General features: G+C 69.3%; 14 protein-coding genes. 4 read left to right on the forward strand and 10 right to left on the reverse strand.

The features are described 5' to 3' along the window. The first annotated feature begins 33 nt into the window (after positions 1 to 33). Both EV649_RS05320 and EV649_RS40735 read left to right on the forward strand, forming a co-directional pair. Entirely contained in the window at positions 34 to 612 is a 579-nt protein-coding gene (locus EV649_RS05320) for a PadR family transcriptional regulator (RefSeq protein ID WP_198682311.1), read from the forward strand. Positions 613 to 905: 293 nt separating this feature from the next. Then, positions 906 to 1,277 carry a 4'-phosphopantetheinyl transferase superfamily protein gene (locus tag EV649_RS40735; protein ID WP_157996178.1) on the forward strand — a complete coding sequence of 124 codons (372 nt, stop codon included), beginning with the start codon at positions 906 to 908 and terminating at the stop codon, positions 1,275 to 1,277. Between the two features lies 1 nt (position 1,278). Here EV649_RS40735 and EV649_RS05330 read toward each other — a convergent pair whose 3' ends face one another. The 10 genes from EV649_RS05330 to EV649_RS05375 all read right to left on the reverse strand — a co-directional run bounded on the left by EV649_RS05330 (position 1,279) and on the right by EV649_RS05375 (position 15,008). After that, positions 1,279 to 2,532, reverse strand: coding sequence for a glutamate-5-semialdehyde dehydrogenase (locus tag EV649_RS05330; protein WP_130381068.1), 1,254 nt, complete (start codon positions 2,530 to 2,532; stop codon positions 1,279 to 1,281). 249 nt (positions 2,533 to 2,781) lie between these two features. Then, on the reverse strand, positions 2,782 to 3,258 hold the full coding sequence (locus EV649_RS05335; RefSeq protein ID WP_130381070.1) for an HXXEE domain-containing protein: 477 nt from the start codon (positions 3,256 to 3,258) through the stop codon (positions 2,782 to 2,784). After that, positions 3,255 to 4,382 (reverse strand): glutamate 5-kinase, encoded by a 1,128-nt coding sequence (gene proB, locus EV649_RS05340; protein WP_130381072.1) that lies wholly within the window; start codon positions 4,380 to 4,382, stop codon positions 3,255 to 3,257. Before proB ends, EV649_RS05335 begins: the two co-directional genes overlap by 4 nt. Before the next feature lie 3 nt (positions 4,383 to 4,385). After that, the gene (gene obgE / locus EV649_RS05345; RefSeq protein ID WP_130381074.1) at positions 4,386 to 5,969 is read right to left on the reverse strand and encodes a GTPase ObgE; all 1,584 of its coding nucleotides are present in this window, start codon (positions 5,967 to 5,969) and stop codon (positions 4,386 to 4,388) included. 128 nt (positions 5,970 to 6,097) lie between these two features. Continuing rightward, a complete protein-coding gene (rpmA, locus tag EV649_RS05350; protein WP_130381076.1) occupies positions 6,098 to 6,358 on the reverse strand; it encodes a 50S ribosomal protein L27 in 261 nt (86 codons plus the stop codon). A 12-nt stretch (positions 6,359 to 6,370) separates the two neighbouring features. Beyond that, positions 6,371 to 6,688 (reverse strand): 50S ribosomal protein L21, encoded by a 318-nt coding sequence (rplU, locus tag EV649_RS05355; protein ID WP_130383537.1) that lies wholly within the window; start codon positions 6,686 to 6,688, stop codon positions 6,371 to 6,373. A 171-nt stretch (positions 6,689 to 6,859) separates the two neighbouring features. Further along, positions 6,860 to 10,165 carry an Rne/Rng family ribonuclease gene (locus tag EV649_RS05360; protein WP_130381078.1) on the reverse strand — a complete coding sequence of 1,102 codons (3,306 nt, stop codon included), beginning with the start codon at positions 10,163 to 10,165 and terminating at the stop codon, positions 6,860 to 6,862. Between the two features lie 155 nt (positions 10,166 to 10,320). After that, on the reverse strand, positions 10,321 to 11,148 hold the full coding sequence (locus EV649_RS05365; protein ID WP_130381080.1) for a TIGR03936 family radical SAM-associated protein: 828 nt from the start codon (positions 11,146 to 11,148) through the stop codon (positions 10,321 to 10,323). A gap of 1,020 nt (positions 11,149 to 12,168) precedes the next feature. Further along, positions 12,169 to 12,669, reverse strand: coding sequence for an anthrone oxygenase family protein (locus EV649_RS05370; RefSeq protein ID WP_130381082.1), 501 nt, complete (start codon positions 12,667 to 12,669; stop codon positions 12,169 to 12,171). A gap of 101 nt (positions 12,670 to 12,770) precedes the next feature. Continuing rightward, complete coding sequence (locus tag EV649_RS05375; protein WP_130381084.1) at positions 12,771 to 15,008, reverse strand: M64 family metallopeptidase; 2,238 nt, start codon at positions 15,006 to 15,008, stop codon at positions 12,771 to 12,773. Between the two features lie 166 nt (positions 15,009 to 15,174). On the opposite strand from EV649_RS05375, the gene EV649_RS05380 reads away from it, so the two are divergent. Together EV649_RS05380 and EV649_RS05385 are read left to right on the forward strand one after the other, a co-directional pair. Continuing rightward, positions 15,175 to 15,972 carry a lysophospholipid acyltransferase family protein gene (locus tag EV649_RS05380; protein WP_130381086.1) on the forward strand — a complete coding sequence of 266 codons (798 nt, stop codon included), beginning with the start codon at positions 15,175 to 15,177 and terminating at the stop codon, positions 15,970 to 15,972. A gap of 39 nt (positions 15,973 to 16,011) precedes the next feature. Beyond that, the gene (locus EV649_RS05385) at positions 16,012 to 16,890 is read left to right on the forward strand and encodes a prephenate dehydratase (RefSeq protein ID WP_130381088.1); all 879 of its coding nucleotides are present in this window, start codon (positions 16,012 to 16,014) and stop codon (positions 16,888 to 16,890) included. Positions 16,891 to 17,123: the final 233 nt, after the last annotated feature.

The raw sequence follows: 17,123 nt of genomic DNA on the forward strand, positions 1-17,123 counted from the left end.
GCAACTAGTTTCTTTGTCCCCTATGGTGGAGGGGTGACTTTTCGACGCTCAACGCTGGCGCTGGCGATCCTCGGCCTGCTGGAGAACGGGCCGCTGCATCCGTACGGGATCCAGCGGCTGATCAAGCAATGGGGCAAGGACCAGGTGGTCAACGTCGGGCAGCGGACCAGCCTGTACCGGATGATCGTGCGCCTGGAGGAAGCAGAGCTGATCACGGCCGGCGCGACGGAACAGGACGAGCGGTACCCGGAGCGGACGGTCTACCACCTGACCGACGAGGGGCGGGAGGTGTGCCGGGAGTGGTTGGCGGAGATCCTGACGACGCCGCGGAACGAGTTCCCGGAGTTCCCGGCGGGGTTGTCGTTCGTGATGCTGCTACCGCCGGAGACCGCGGGTGAGTTGCTTGGTCAGCGGCGCGAGCGGTTGACCAAGCGGATTGCGGAGCTGCAGTTGGAGCTCCGGTCGGAGGTGGACGGGCAGCCGGTCCCCCGGTTCGCGCTGCTCGAGACGGAGTACCAGGTCGCGGTCGCCGTCGCCGAGGCGAAGTGGATCGACTCAGTCCTCCACGACCTCCGAACAGGCACCCTCACCTGGACCCCCGGCCCGGTATGAGCCCAGCCCGGAACGAACAGGCCGAAGCGCGCGTGGGGGTTGAGGTTTGGTGGGTGGGGGTTGGGGAGGCCCGGGACGAGTTTGCGCGGGATCTGGATGAGGTGGAGCGGGGGCGGTTGGCGGCTTATCTGCGGGACGTGGACAAGGCGCGGTTTCTGCTCGGGGTGACGTTGGTGCGGCGGGTGCTGGCTCAGAGGTTTTCGTTGCCTGCAGCAAGAGTCGTTTTGGACAGGACGTGCCCGGAGTGCGCGAAGCCGCATGGGAAGGTGCGGGCTGCGGGGGTTGAGTTGTCGGTGACGCACTCCGGGGAACTGGTGGGCGTCGCGGTGGCTGATCGGCCGGTGGGGCTGGACGTGGAGAAGGTCGATCCGGGGATGGATGTCGACGCGGTGGCTCGGGTTGCGTTGACCGACGCGGAGATGCGCGAGTTGAGCGGGTACGACGGGATCGCGAAGGCGCGGGCGTTCACGACGTACTGGACGCGGAAAGAGGCAGTCGTGAAGGCAACCGGCGAAGGACTACGCGGAGATCTGCGCGCGACGGTGCCGGAGGGTGTTCAGGTGCAGGATCTCGACGTTGGCGTCGACCACCGCGCCGCGCTCGCGGTGATCTCGAACGCGACGCCCGTCGTACAGGTGCACGACGGGACGTGGCTGCTCGGGTGATTTAGGTACGGATCTGGCCTTCGCCGGTGACTACGTACTTGGTGGAGGTCATTTCGGGGAGGCCCATGGGGCCGCGGGCGTGGAGTTTCTGGGTGGAGATGCCGATCTCGGCGCCGAAGCCGAACTCGCCGCCGTCGGTGAAGCGTGTGCTCGCGTTCACCACGACCGCCGCCGAGTCGACCGCCGTCGTGAACCGGCGCGCTGCGGCCTGCGAGCGGGTGATGATCGCGTCGGTGTGACCGGAGCTGTACCGGCGGATGTGCTGCACCGCGTCCTCGAGCGAGTCGACAACGGCCGCCGACAGATCGAGCGAGTTGTACTCCGCCCCGAAGTCCTCCTCAGTAGCCTCGACCACAGTTGGTTGATTGTTGCTGGCTGCAACTACCTTGGGGTCGCCGTGGACGGTGACGCCGGCTTGCGCGAGGGCCGGCAATGCGCGGGCCAGGAACTCGTCCGCCACCGATGCATGCACCAGCAGCGACTCCGCGGCGTTGCACACACTCGGGCGTTGGGTCTTGGAGTTGAGCAGGATCTCCAGCCCGAGGTCGAGATCCGCCTCCGCGTCGATGTACACGTGACAGTTGCCGACCCCGGTCTCGATCACCGGCACCGACGACTCGCTGACCACGGTCTGGATCAGCCCGGCGCCACCCCGCGGAATCAGTACGTCGACCAACCCGCGCGCCTGCATGAGTTCCTTCACCGCGGCCCGATCCGTCGGCACGCCCTGTACGACGTCCGCCGGTAGCCCGGTCGACTCGGCGGCGTCCCGCAGTACGGCGATGATCGCCTCGTTGGACGCGGCCGCGGACGACGAACCGCGCAGCAGGACCGCGTTTCCGGACTTCAGGCAGATGCCCGCGGCGTCGGCGGTCACGTTCGGTCGGGCCTCGTAGATGATCCCGACGACGCCGAACGGCACCCGCACCTGCCGGAGCTCGAGTCCGTTGGGCAGCGTGTACCCACGGACCACCTCACCGATCGGATCCGTCAGCCCCGCGAGCTGCTCCAGCCCGGCCGCCATCCCGTCGACCCGCGCCGGGTTCAGCGCGAGCCGGTCGACCGTGGACTCCGGCGTACCGGCATCCCGCGCCGCCGCCACGTCCTTCGCGTTCGCCGCGACGATCGCGTCGGTGTTCGCCCGCAGCGCCGCCGCCATCGCGTGCAACGCCGCGTCCTTGGTTGCTCGGGAAGCCTCCGCCAACGCGTACGACGCAACCCGCGCCCGCCGCGCCAACTCGATGATCTCGCTCACCCCTTCATCGTATGGCCCCGCACGCACGAAGAAGGGCGCCGATCTCACCAGACGACCCCAAGCCCCGGACGCCCGCCACTCATCAACCGCCCAATCCTCGCCACGACCACGCTTGGGCACCGCGACGGATAGCCCGTCCGGAGGGGTTGGTGAGTGTTGGGGATCCGCGGATCGCCAGGCCATCACAATCGCTCCCAGGACGCGCGGCCGAGCGTCGCGGCGGTCACCGGTCGCGCATTGTGATGGGCTTCAGGTTCGTCGTAGGCGGGGAAGGCGGGCGATCGCGTGGGAGAGCGGGACGATCGCGGCGAGGGCGAGGGTGAGCCGGCGATCGGTCGGGGCGATCGGTACGCCCTCGGTCTTCAGCCGCCGCCAAGCCCACGCGCTGAATGGGATCACCACCAACGGCGTGGTGATCAGCCCGGGCGTGTAGCGGCGCAGTACGGCGGACTGGGCGAGGTGGGTGGCGGCGTGCAGGCCGAAGCCTGCCAACGTTGCCTGGAAAAACTTGCTGCGGCCGTTGGTGGCTGCGCCAGCGGCTGACGCGGCGGCAATCGCTACCCCGGTGAGGCCGATCGCGGTGGCTGCCTCGCTGCGGGACATCGGAAGCACCTTCGTCAGCGGCGCCGGGAGGTCGGTGCGTTGCGAGAACGACGGCATCGTGGCGAGCTCTTCAAGGTCGTGGACGATCCACGCCGCGAGCAGGCCCCACGCCACCTTCTTCACAGAAGGACGAGGTCGTCGCGGTGGACTACCTCGCGTTCGTACGCCGCACCTAGCTCGCGGGCCAAGTCCCGGGTTGAGCGGCCCAGGAGGTCGGGGAGCTCGGAGGCGTCGTAGTTCACCAGCCCGCGGGCGATGACGACACCTGTCGGCGACACGAGGTCGACCGGGTCGCCGGCGGAGAAAGTGCCTTCTACTGCGGTGATTCCGGCCGGCAGCAGCGACGCGCGGCGCTGCGTGACCGCACGGACAGCGCCTTCGTCCAACCGCAGGATGCCCTGGCCCGACGTGGCGTGTGCCAGCCACAGCAGGCGCGTCTTGCGGCGCCGGCCGGTCGGGTGGAACAGCGTGCCGACGGGCTCCCCGCGGAGCGCCTCGCCGACCCGCCCGGCGGAGGTGAGGATCACCGGAATCCCTGCCTCCGTAGCGATTGCGGCCGCCTCGACCTTCGTCTGCATGCCACCCGTGCCGACGCTCGACGAGCCGGTCTTCCCGATCGCGAGCGGCTCCAGGTCGGCAGCGCCACGGATCTCGGTGACCATCGACGTACCGGGTTTGCGCGGATCCCCGTCGTACAGCCCGTCGACGTCGGACAGCAGGAGCAGCAGGTCGGCGTGCACGAGGTGACTGGTCAGCGCGGCGAGCCGGTCGTTGTCGCCGAAGCGGATCTCGGTGGTCGCGACCGTGTCGTTCTCGTTCACGATCGGTACGACGCCCAGCTCGAGCAACCGCGCAAACGTCCGGTAAGCATTGCGATAGTGCGATCGGCGCGTCACGTCGTCGACCGTCAACAGCACCTGCCCGACCCGCAAACCGTGGGCCGCGAAGGCGTCGCTGTAGCGGGCCATCAACAGCCCTTGGCCGACCGAAGCAGCCGCCTGCTGCGTCGCCAGGTCACGCGGCCGGGTCCGCAACCCCATCGGAGCCAGGCCGGCAGCAATCGCGCCGGACGAGACGAGCACGACCTCGGCACCCTCCACCCGGCGCGCCGCGATGGCGTCGACGAGCAGCCGGAGCCGTTCGAGGTCGATCTTGCCGCGCTGGGTCAGCGACGACGAACCGACCTTCACGACGATTCGCGTGGCGTTCAACGCCTCCGCGCGCCCTGTCCTGGGATGCACCGTCATGGATCAACCGTTCTGGTCGAGTTCCTCCTGCGCCGCCAACTCGCGCGCCTCTTTGCGCGCCAGCTTCGCCGCAGCGTCCGCTGCTCGCTTCGCCTCGGCCGGGGACAGGTCGACCTCGTCGGCGTCCCAGTTCCGGCCGTACTCCGACCAGTCCTCGGTCCGCTCGCCCTCCCGGAAAGCGTGGTACTCGGTGTCCTTCGCCCGCCGCCGCTGCGCCGCGGGACGATCCTCCTCGAGCCGGTGGTCCTCACCGCGCCGGGCGAGGATCTCCGCACCGGCCTGGACGTCGGGCGCGAAGTCGAACACGATCGCGTTCGGTCCGTCCCCGATCACGACCGCGTCGCCCGGGTTCGCACCGAGCTTGAGCAGCTCGTCCTCGACCCCGAGCCGGTTCAGCCGGTCGGCGAGGTACCCGGTCGCCTCCGCGTTCGCGAAGTCGGTCTGCCGCACCCAGCGCTCGGGCTTCTGGCCCTGCACCAGCCAGCCGCCGTCCTCCGGCAGCTTCTTCACCTTGAACTCGGGCCCGCCCTGCACCTGCGGCCGGATCACGATCCGCGTGGTGTCGGGCTTCGCCTGCTCCGCACGCCGCCGTACGACGATCTCGGCCATCGCGAACTTCAGGGCCTCCAGGCCTTCGTGCGAAGCGGTCGAGATCGGGAACACCCGGTACCCGCGCTGCTCCAGCTCGGCCTGCACCATCTCGGCGATCTCGCGGGCGTCCGGTACGTCGATCTTGTTCAGGGCAACGAGTCGCGGCCGGTCCTCGAGCCCGCCGTGCGCCTGGAGCTCCGCCTCGATCGTGTCGAGATCGCTCAACGGATCGCGGCCCGGCTCGTACGTCGCACAGTCGATGACATGCACCAGCGCCGCACACCGCTCCACGTGCCGCAGGAAGTCGTGCCCGAGCCCGCGCCCCTCGCTCGCACCCTCGATCAGACCGGGTACGTCGGCGACGGTGAACGTGGTGTCACCGGCAACGACCACACCGAGGTTCGGGATCAGGGTGGTGAACGGGTAGTCGGCGATCTTCGGCCGGGCGCGGCTGATCGCGGCGATCAGCGACGACTTGCCGGCGCTCGGGAACCCGACCAGGCCGACATCGGCGACGACCTTGAGCTCCAGGACGAGAGTGCGCTCCTCGCCCTCCTCACCGAGCAACGCGAACCCGGGCGCCTTCCGCGAGCTGCTCGCCAGCGCCGCATTGCCCAGACCGCCCTTGCCGCCTTGTGCCGCGACGAACTCCGCGCCCGGTCCGACCAGATCCGCGAGCACCTCGCCGCTCGCCGAACTGATGACGGTGCCGTCCGGGACGGCGAGGATCACGTCGCCGCCGTTGCCGCCGGCCTGGTTGTCACCCTTGCCCTGGGCACCGTTCGTGGCGGTGCGGTGGCTGGAGCGGTGGTAGTCGACGAGCGTGGTGACGTCCGGGTCGACGCGCAGGATCACGCTGCCGCCGTCGCCGCCGTTCCCGCCGTCGGGGCCGCCGAGCGGCTTGAACTTCTCCCGGTGCACCGAGGCGCAGCCGTTTCCGCCGCGGCCTGCGGTGACGTGCACCGTGACGCGGTCGACGAAGCTGGGGATGGCCATCGGTGTTTCTCTACTTCCTGTTGGGTGTTACTAACACAGCAAAAGGGCGGGTCCGCGGTATTCCGCGACCCGCCCCTTCTGCGCTGTCAAGCGCAGCGCAGAGCTGCTGATACGTCCGGGTGGCGGTGTTACTCCGCCGGGGCCGGGACGATGTTGACGACGCGGCGACCGCGCCGGGTGCCGAACTCCACGTGACCCTCGGCCAGCGCGAACAGCGTGTCGTCGCCGCCACGGCCGACCAGGTTGCCCGGGTGGAAGTGGGTGCCGCGCTGACGGACGATGATCTCGCCGGCGTTGACCAGCTGACCGCCGTACCGCTTCACGCCGAGGCGCTGGGCGTTGGAGTCGCGACCGTTACGGGTCGACGCTGCTCCCTTTTTGTGTGCCATGTCTTGATCAGCTCACTTCTTCTTCGCGTCGATCGCGGTGACCTTGACCTGGGTGTAGTGCTGACGGTGCCCCTGGCGCTTGCGGTAACCGGTCTTGTTCTTGTACTTGAGGATGTGGATCTTCGGGCCTTTGGTGCGGCCCAGGACCTCGGCCGACACAGCCACGTTGGCCAGCGCCGCAGCGTCGGCCGTCACGGTGTCGCCATCGACGACGAGGACCGCCGGCAGCGACACAGTGTCGCCCACCTCATCGGTCAGGCTGTCGATCTCGATGACATCGCCGACGGCGACCTTCTGCTGGGTGCCGCCACTGCGCACGATCGCGTACACCGTGGATCTCACTCTCTGCTGGATCGGAAAACTAACGGGGGCCTGCACAGACCTGGCGGCCCACACAAACATGGCACGCGGAACCGCGCGCCGACGCTCAAGTTTACGGGTCCCCTCACAAGCGGGTCAAACTGGCGTGCCCGCCCGCTGAGGGACCCATGTCACATCGCGTCAACTACCGGTGGTGACGAGTTCCGAGGGTTCGGTCGTTTCACTGTCGGTAGCGGTCTTGCTCCGGCTGCGGCTGCTACGCCGCCGCCGGGTGCTCTTCGGGGCGCCGTTCTGCGCGGCGTCCGCTGCCTCGGCAGCCTCTGTAGCCGGTGCCTCAGCGGTCTCCGGGGCCGGGAACCCGGTGGCCTCGGGGCTCACGTGCTCGTCGGAGCCGGCGGACACCGGGTAGCCGGTGGGTTCCGGCGTACCGTCGGTCTGCTCGTCCGTCTTAGAGGAGGCGGCGGCGATCTGGGCCAGCTTCTGGGCCGCGTCGCCGTTGTGCTGTGCCTCGGGCTCGGTGGTCTGCTCGTCCTCGCCACGGCCCTTGCCGCGGCGGCGGCGCGAGCTCTTCCGGCCGCCATCCTCCGACTGCTGCGCAGGCTTCTGCTCCTGGCTGTTGCCGTTGTTCTGGCCGTTGCGACCGTCGCGGCGGCGGGACTCCTTGGGCTCGTCGTGCAGGATCAGCCCGCGGCCACCGCAGTGGTCGCAGTTCTCGCTGAACGCCTCGAGCAGGCCGGTGCCGATCCGCTTCCGGGTCATCTGGACCAGGCCGAGCGAGGTGACCTCGGCCACCTGGTGCTTGGTCCGGTCGCGGCCCAGGCACTCGACCAGCCGGCGCAGGACCAGGTCCCGGTTCGACTCGAGCACCATGTCGATGAAGTCGATGACGATGATGCCGCCGATGTCGCGGAGCCGGAGCTGCCGGACGATCTCCTCGGCCGCCTCCAGGTTGTTCTTGGTGACGGTCTCCTCGAGGTTGCCGCCGGACCCGGTGAACTTGCCCGTGTTCACGTCGACGACGGTCATCGCCTCGGTGCGGTCGATGACCAGCGAGCCGCCGGACGGCAGCCAGACCTTGCGGTCCAGCGCCTTCTTGATCTGCTCGTCGATCCGGTAGTCCGAGAAGACGTCGCTCTGGGCCTTCTCGAGCCGGTCGACCAGGTGCGGCGCGACGCCGTCGACGTACTCGCGGACCTGGTCGTAGGCACGGTCGCCGGAGACGACCAGCTTGGCGAAGTCCTCGGTGAACAGATCCCGTACGACGCGGATCAGCAGGTCAGGCTCGCCGTACAGCAACTGCGGGGACTGACCGTTCTTGGACTTCTTGTCGATCTCTTCCCAGGCGGCCTGCAGTCGGCTGACGTCGGAGGTCAGCTCCTCCTCCGAGGCACCCTCGGCGGCGGTCCGGACGATGACGCCGGCCTCGTCCGGGACGATGTCCTTGAGGATCGTCTTCAGCCGGTTCCGCTCGGTGTCGGGCAGCTTGCGGCTGATGCCGCCGTTGCCGCCGCGCGGCACGTACACGACGTACCGGCCGGGCAGGCTGATCTGGTTCGTGAGGCGGGCGCCCTTGTGACCGATCGGGTCCTTGGTCACCTGGACCAGGACCGACTGACCGGACTTCAGCACCTGCTCGATCTTGCGCGGGCCGTTGGCGCCACCAAGGGTCGCCCAGTCCACCTCACCGGCGTACAGCACCGCGTTGCGGCCCTTCCCGATGTCGATGAACGCGGCCTCCATGCTCGGCAGCACGTTCTGCACGCGGCCGAGGTACACGTTGCCGATCAGCGAGGTCTGCTCCGCGGTCGTCACGTAGTGCTCGACCAGGACGTTGTCCTCGGAAACCGCGATCTGGGTCACGTCCTCGCGGGACCGGATCACCATCGTCCGATCGACCGACTCGCGCCGGGCCAGGAACTCGGCCTCGGTGACGATCGGCGCGCGACGGCGGCCGGCGGCGCGACCCTCGCGGCGACGCTGCTTCTTCGCCTCGAGACGGGTCGAGCCCTCGATCGCGGTGACCTCGTTGGCGCTGTTCTTGCTGCGCGGCTCACGGACCCGTACGACGGTCTCGTCCGGGTCGTCGGGGGACGCGGCGCTGTCCTCGCCCTTGCGGCGACGACGACGGCGACGACGGCGGGTGGAGCTGCCGCCCGCTTCGCCGTCCTCGTCCGTGTCGGCCTCGGCGTCGGCTTCGGAGTCAGCGTCAGCGGCCTGGGCGTCGGTGTCCTGCTCGGACTCGTCGTCCTGGTCGTCGTCGGACTGCTCGTCGGCGCTGTCGTCCGCGCCGTCCGCGTCACCGGACTTGCGGCGACGGCGACCGCCACGACGGCGGCGGCGACGGCGGGTGCCTTCCTCGCCGTCCTCGCCCTGACCGTCGGCGGAGCTGTCGGCAGCCTCCGCGTCGGCATCGGTGGTCTCGTCGGTCTCGTCGCTCTTCGCGGCGGTCTCGGCGTTGGTCCTGCTGCGGGTCCTGCGGCTGGAGCGACCCTCAGGCTTCGCGTCGGTCTGGCCGTCGGCCTGGTCGGCGCTCACGGTCTGCGGGGCGTCCTCGGTGGTCGCCTCGGGCGCGGTGTCGCGGGCCTCGGCGTCGCGGCCGCGGCGGCTCCGGCGACGGCGCGTGCCGCTCGGCTGCTCGTCGGCACCCGGCTCCGGGGCTGCAGCATCCGCCGCGGCAGTCTCCGCCTGGGCGGTGTTGGCCTGGGTGGTCCTGGACTGTCCGGCCTTGGGCTGGGTGGTCCTGGCGGTCGCGGGCTCGTCGGCCTGCGGTACGTCGGTCGCGGTCGGCGCCTGGAACAGCACGGCCGCCGCAGCAGCCGGCCGACGGCGCGTACGCCGAGTGCTCGGCGCCTCGGCCTGAGTCTCGGCGCTCACGGACGCCTCGGGAGCCGTCTGAGCGTCGGGAGCCGTGGTCTGGGCGTCGGGCGCCGAGGAGTCGCCCGACGCGGCGGACTTCGTCGTACGGCGCCGAGAGCTGCGCTTGGCAGCCGGTGCCTCGGCAGGCGCACCGTCAGAAGCGCCGGCGTGCTCGCCACCCCCGGGGTTCGCGGACGCGTCCGCGGATGCGGAGGTGTCGGCGGCCGGGGTGGCTGCGGTCTTCTTGGTGGTGCGTTTGCGGGTGGTCTTCTTGGCCGGAGCGGGCTCCGCCTCAGCAGACTCCGCGGCCGGCGCGAACAGCTCCGGGAAGGTGTCCTGGGACGCGGCCTTCTTCGTGGTGCGCTTGGCGGTCTTCTTGGCCGCCGCGGCCTTCTTCGCGGGGGCCGCCGCAGCCTTCTTGGCCGGCGCCTTCTTCGCGGTCGCCTTGGCGGCCGTCTTCTTGGCCGGCGCGGCCGCCTCGGCGGCGGGCTCAGCGGTCTTCTTCGCGGCGCGCTTGCGCGTCGTGGTGGTCTTCTTCGCGGCGGCCGTCTTCGCAGTCTTGCGGGTGGCGGCGGACTGGGCGGGGGCAGCCGTGCCGGCTGCTTCGGTGGTCGGCTCGTTGTCGAGCATGTAGTGCGGGTCTCCTCAAGCCTTCCGGCGCATCCGGCGACCCCTGTCACGGGTCCGGCGCGGCCACAAGGCGGTCACGGTTCGCCTCACCGGGCCCTCAGATGGTGCACGGGCCGCGGTACGGCGGAAGCCTGCTGGATCCGCTCCGCCCGCGCTCAGGGCACAGAGGGAGCGGCGGCGTCGCCCTCCGCTGTGTGCGTCTGGCGGGGATCTGCCTGGCCGGTCGCGGTCGCCTGGTTGGCGTCGCGGTCACGAGCGAGCGGATCTTCCACCGTGCCGGTGTCCGTGGTGAGCGGGCCCTGGGCGAGCCTGGTCAAAAGAGCCGGGCCCGTCACCGGGAGCGTCGCTACCTCGAGCACGCCGGCGAGAACGTCGTCGGGTCTCACGGCCGGGGTTCCGTGCCGTAACACCACTTGCAGTATCGCACACGCCGCAACCGGCCCCGGTTCACTCGCGACGGTGAGTCGGAGAACAGCAGCCCGACAGTCGAACGAGCGAAGTCCCCGTTTGGTCATGCGCTCGACCAGAATTTCGTCCTGTTCGAGGAACGTCCGCACCGCCACGGCGGCCGCCTCCGGATCCGCTCCAGGCAGCGCGATCTGCCACTCACTGGCCTCCAGCCGCTCGGCCAGCGCACCCGGCCCCGCGACGACCACCTCGAGGACGTCCAGCCCTGGCGGCAGCGCCTCGTCGAGGGCGGCCCGAACCTGGTCGGCGTCCCGCTCGTGTGTGAGCGATATCTCCAGATACTCCGCCTCCGAGGCGGCTCCGGTCGGCGCGGCACCGGCGTACGAGATCTTCGGGTGCGGGCTGAAACCGTGCGAGAACGCCACCGGGAGCTCGGCGCGGCGTACGGCGCGCTCGAACGCCCGCTGGAAGTCGCGGTGTGAGGTGAATCGCAGCCGCCCGCGCTTGGCGAACCTCACCCGCAGCTTCTGGACCGCGGGGAGCTGCTGCGACGGCGGAGCTTGAACTGGTGGCACGCGGACAGTCTCTCAGAACCCGATCACTCCGACGGGGCGTACCGTGCCTGCACCTTGTGGAGCGCGTCGGACGAGCTGGAGTTATCCGGCACTTGTGACTGATGTGTGAGTGGTTTGGTGTGCCGGCGCGGGCAACTGGGTCTGCATTCTCGACAGGCCGTGTGGACTGGCTGGGCAGTGCACCTGAGCGTGATCGCTGCCTCGTGTACGGCGTCTCGCCGGTGCTCTACCTGTCGAACTGGCCCGCCCCCCGGCAAACCCCGGTGGCTGCCCTCGCTCCCCAAACCAGTTCGGGGACCATTTCGTCCGCGACTGGGGAGCCCCACACCCCCGAAACGGGAGGTGATCGTCCCCAAACCGGTTTGGGGAGCTCTGGTCCCCGAGAGTTGGCGGGGTGGGGAGGTGTGATGTCGCGTTGCTGCCCGGTCCGGGGAAGCCCGAAGAGCGGGGAAACAAAGTTGCACATAGCGACGGTTTCTTTCCCGACAAGACAGCTCACGCGGGCCGACGACGCAGCCCACTGTCGGGGGCACCGCCGAAACCCACGACTCGTTGTGCCTGGCGCTCACCGCACCTCAGTACCAGCGGTACGACGCACACCGGCACCTGGACAGCCCTTCGCACGAGGAGAGGAGTCGCCGGACCCGATCCATCCCGGTGGTGACCACCCGCCGGGCCGATGGCGGTGACCGGGGACAGGCAATGGTGAGTGGGGACAGGCAGTGGTGACCGGGGACAGGCAACGGTGACGGGGGACGGGTAATGCCAGGTGCTCACTCACCATTGCCTGTGGCGCGATCCGGAATCGGGTTGTTCGCCGCCCACACGTCGGACAGGAGAGCCGGTTATCCCCTCGCGTGCAGGGTTCTCCCGTCGCAGACCAGTAGAGAACCCCCAACGAGAAGGGATAACCCGTCGCCAAGGTAGCCCGGGCGGTACGACGGGAGGCGGGGAGGCGGGGAGGCGGTACGACGGCGGGGGGCGCCACTGACGCATCCGGACGGGAGAGCGGACTGAAGCTCAGGGCTGGGCCGCAGACTTTCCGGTCAGGTAGAGGGCCCAGCCGAGGAGGCCGAACGAGACCAGCGCGAGCAGGGTCCGGGCCAGGTTGAAGGCCACCCATTTCGCCTCGTCGAACGCCGCGCGGGCGGCCGCGACGTCGATCGTCGCCGGGTCGCCGGCCGCTTTCAGTGCGTCGTTCAGCGGCACGTTCACCGCCATCGTCAGGATCATCGTGACCAGGTACAGCACGAACGCGACCGCGATCCACGGCAGCGCCTTCTCCTTCAGGCTGAGCAGGCCGGCGAGCCCGGTGAAGAGCAGTGCGCCGACGAATCCGAGGCCTAGGAACAGCGGGTTCACGATCGCCCGGTCGACGGCCGTGAACGCCCCGACGAAGGTCTTGTCGTCGGTCTTCGCGAGGCCGGGCATGAACGCGTTCGCGTAGATCCCGTACACGCCGGCCACCAGGCCCGTCGTCATCGTGGCCGCCATCAACGAGGCCACCCGCAGTCCGTTCATCTCACTCCTCCAGTACGGCGGGAACTCCCCGCACCGAGAAAGTTAGAAGATCCCGGGGGCCGGGAACATGTCGGCGAAACTCACCTGCATGTCCGCCCGGCTCAGAGCTTCGCGCACTGCCCGGAACGCGGCCCGGAGACCTGGTTCGGCGCCTGCAGGTTGGTCGGCGCCAGGGTGTTGGCCGAGCAGGTGAGCGGGCCGTTCACAGTGTTCCCGGCGAGCGTGACCGGGTCGGTCGTGCGGCTGTTCGTGACGGACACCGGTCCCTGAACGGTGCTACCGACCGCGACCAGGCTGCGGGTGACGCCGCTCGCGCTGACCGGTCCGCCGATCGTGGAACTCAGCAGGTGCAGGTCTGCCGCCTGATCGGCACGGACAGGGCCGTTGACGCGCGAGTCGATGGCGACAAGGGATGCGCCGGCGGCGACCAGTACGGCGCCGTTGACGGTCGCGTTGGTCAGGCAGGTGACGCCTTTGCTGAGGTACAGCGGTCGGTCGTGCGTCCCGGTGAGTGTCGTCGTACAGGCCGGTGCCGGATGCAGGAGCGTGACGGCGAACCGGCGCGGGTCGCCGATGTTGCCGGTGGCATCGATGGCGCGGTACTCGACCTGATGACGCCCGTACCCAGGCGGTACGTCGTCCCACGGGACGATCCGCGGTACGCCGAGCTTTCCGTACACGAGCTGGTCGATCGCGGTCCCCTCGGCGGTGAACCGGAACGGTGCGGACGCGTCGGTCGGCCAGCCGTAGTAGTTGTACCAACCGTCCCCGTCGACGCGGAACTCCGGTACGACGTACCCCGCGCTGTCGTCCGTCGCGGCCAGGCCCATCGTGAACGCGTCGTTGTAGATGTACTCCGGCCCACTCGGTTTCTGCACTGTGAGCAGCGGTTTCGACAGCGTCGACGTGACGACCGGCTGTACACCGTCGACCGTCCACGTGAGCGTCTCGGAGCCGGTCTGTGCCGTCAGCGTATGCCGCCCGGTCAGCTTCAGCGGTGCGAGCGCGAGGTCGCGATCGTTGCCTGGGTTGTCGACAATCCGACCGTCGACTTTCCACACGATCGCGCCGACGGACTGCGCGGTCTCGGCGTACACGACCTCGTCGGCGCTCACCGGCTGCTCGGCCGAGGTGGATCCGGTGAAGGCCGGCGCCGTCGGCTGCGGTGCGATGGCAGACGGTTGGATTGTCCACAATCGGATTGCCGTCGGCCGGATGGCGGGATCGCGGATGAACGCTGTGTTGTCGACAATCTTCGCGGTGAGCGTGTGCGGCCCGGGCGCGAGGTCGAGCGTGGACAGGTCGACGGTACGGGCGTTCGCGGTCGGCAGCGCCGTACCGTCGAGGGTCCAGGTGACGTCGAGCTCGTGGTCGACCGGGTGCAGGGTCTGCAGCCAAACGACCTGGTCAGCCGCGACTGGGCCGGCCGGGGTGCTGTCCTGGAACAGGTTCGTCTTGGCGGACAGGCGTTGGGTCATCCGCTCGCGCGACGGCTGGTCGAAGTAGTAGCCGAGGGCCTTCATCATCGAGTGCGCACTGGGCCGCCAGACGCCCGAACCGGCGTACATGCCGCCCTCGTAGCGGCCGATCGTGCCGCCGGACTCGGACTTCTCCCCCAGCCAGCGCCACCACTTCTTGTGCTGCTCCAGCATTTGCTGCTCGGTCAGCAACGTGTGGTGGATCGAGGTCGGCTCAGGACCTACGTACGGCGCACCGCGCTCGCCGCGGGCGTAGTAGTCGTACTCGTCCTGCAGCCCACCGAGCGAGTGCCCGAGCTCGTGCGGCGTGATCAGGGCGGAGAGCGCGTTGCCCCCGGACGCCGTGGCGTACGTTCCGCCCGCACCGCCGTACGTGTCGCTGTTGCCGATAGCAAGGATCTGCCGGTTGGCGCTCGTGGTCCCCGGGACGAGGTCGGCGTATTGCGTCGCGGCGGCCTGGCTGACCGTCAGCAGGCGCTGGACGCTGCCCGGGTTGCAGCCACCCCAGAAGCCCATCTGCAGCGGGGTGTCGCGCTTCGGGTCGGTCAGACCTGGATCGCAGTCGACGCCGGACTCGGGGGACGCGATCTCGACGGCGTACACGTTGACGTAGTTCCGGTACGACTTGAACGGCTCGATGCTCCAGAGGATGTTCAGGTGCTTGTCGAGCTGCTCGCGGAACTTCGGCAGCTCGGCCGCCGTGTAGCCGTCGCCCATCACCACCAGGTTGAACCGCGACGCCGCCGGGCCGGTGACCTGGATCGGTACGACGGTCGCGTCCGGGGCGGCTGCTCTCGCGGGCAGGGTCACCAGAACCCCGGCTAGCAGTGCTAGGACTGCGATCAGGAGCTTCATGCGCATGGTTCTCTCCCCCACCTGGGCGACGGTGCCGTCAGCAGCTTACGAAGGCCGGCGGCGGAGTGTGAGGAGTTCCCGCGTGGCGACGTACGGGCCAAGTGGGCGATCGTGCGGCATCATGAGGGGTCGGGGAACGTGAGGCTGCGTGACTTTAAGGAAGGATGACCCGATGACGGAACCGGCACAGTCGCCGCGGCGCGAGCCGGACCCTGCGGTCGTGGATGCCGGCGACGGCGACGGCAAGGGCATCTACTGGGTGCTGAAGAACGTGGTCGTCGGACCGCCGGTGCGGCGGATCTTCCGCCCGAACGTGGTCGGCGCCGAGAACATCCCGGAGACCGGCGCCGCGATCATCGCCAGCAACCACCTCTCGTACTCCGACTGGATCTTCATGCCGCTGGTGCTGCGGCGGCGCGTCACGTTCGTGGCGAAGTCCGACTACTTCACCGGGGCGGGCATCAAGGGCCGGTTCCAGCGCGGGTTCTTCAAGGGCACCGGCCAGGTGCCGATCGACCGCTCCGGCGGGTCGGCGTCCGAGGGCGCGATGCGGGCCGGGATGAAGGTGCTGGAGCGCGGCGAGCTGTTCGGGATCTACCCGGAGGGCACCCGCTCGCACGACGGGCGGCTGTACAAGGGCCGGACCGGCGTCGCGCGGCTGGCGCTCGAGGCCAAGGTGCCGGTGATCCCGTGCGGCGTGATCGGGACCGACGTGGTCGCCCCGCCCGGGAAGATCGTCGCGTCGTTCGCCTCGCCGACGGTGAAGTTCGGTGAGCCGCTGGACTTCTCCCGGTACGAGGGCATGGAGAGCGACCGGCTGATCCTGCGGGCGGTCACCGACGAGATCATGTACAAGATCATGGAGCTGTCCGGGCAGGAGTACCTCGACATGTACGCCACCAAGGCGAAGGCGCTCGAGGGCCGGGCGGTGACCGGGACGCCGGAAAAGGTCCGCAAGTCGGACACCTGATCCGGGTCGTGAGATGGTCGGGGTCTAGGCTGGTAGATCGTGGACGGACCGATCGCTTACCAGGGTGAGCCAGGCGCCAACTCGGCGATGGCGTGCACCGACATGTTCCCGGACCGCGAGCAGTTGCCCTGCACGACGTTCGAGGACGCGCTCGAGGCGGTCAGCAGCGGACGTGCCGGACTCGCGATGATTCCGGTGGACAACTCAATCGCCGGCCGGGTCGCGGACATCCACCACCTGCTGCCGGAGTCCGGGCTGCACATCGTCGGTGAGTACTTCCTGCCGATCCACTTCCAGTTGCTGGGCGTTCCCGGTACGTCGCTCTCGCAGATCCGTACGGTTCGGAGCCACGTGCACGCGCTCGGGCAGTGCCGGAAGATCATCCGTGAGCACGGGTGGTCGACGGTCGTTGCCGATGACACCGCTGGTGCGGCGCGAGAGGTGTCGGAGCTGGGTGATCCGACCGTCGCGTCCCTGTCCCCGCGGGCCGCGGCCGGGCTGTACGGGCTCGAGACGCTGGCGTCCGACGTCGAGGACGAGCACCACAACACGACCCGCTTCCTGGTCCTGTCCCGCGAGCCCGAGGTCCCGCCGGTCGGGTCCGGGCCGGTCATCACGTCGTTCGTGTATCGCGTGCGGAACGTGTCCGCCGCGCTGTACAAGGCCCTCGGCGGCTTCGCGACCAACAGCGTCAACATGACCAAGCTCGAGTCGTACCAGTTGGGCGGCATGTTCTTCGCCACCCAGTTCTACGCCGACATCGAAGGCCACCCCGAGGACCCGAACGTAGCGCTGGCCCTCGAGGAACTCGCCTTCTTCTCGGTAGAGGTCCGCATCCTCGGCGTCTACCCCGCCAACGAGTTCCGCACCCAAATAGCCGAACCCGCCGCCAACCGAGCCCTCCGCCCCCACCACTGACTCAGCACACCCCCCGGTCACTGGGGACAGGCAATTGTCTGTCCCTACTCCCAACCGCCCATTCCCAGTTAGATCAAACGCCAGGACAGCCTGTACGACGGAGCTCACCTGGGTCTCGTCTTCGGTGCGGGTGTTGAACCATCGCGAGCCGGCCGTGTCCGGCGACACGTCGTGGACGGTGCGGTCGGTGGTAATTCGCGGGCGGTTGCGGATGGGCGCGCCATAGGGTCGGT

It is taken from the genome of Kribbella sp. VKM Ac-2569 (assembly GCF_004216905.1).
In the GTDB taxonomy this organism is placed as follows: domain Bacteria; phylum Actinomycetota; class Actinomycetes; order Propionibacteriales; family Kribbellaceae; genus Kribbella.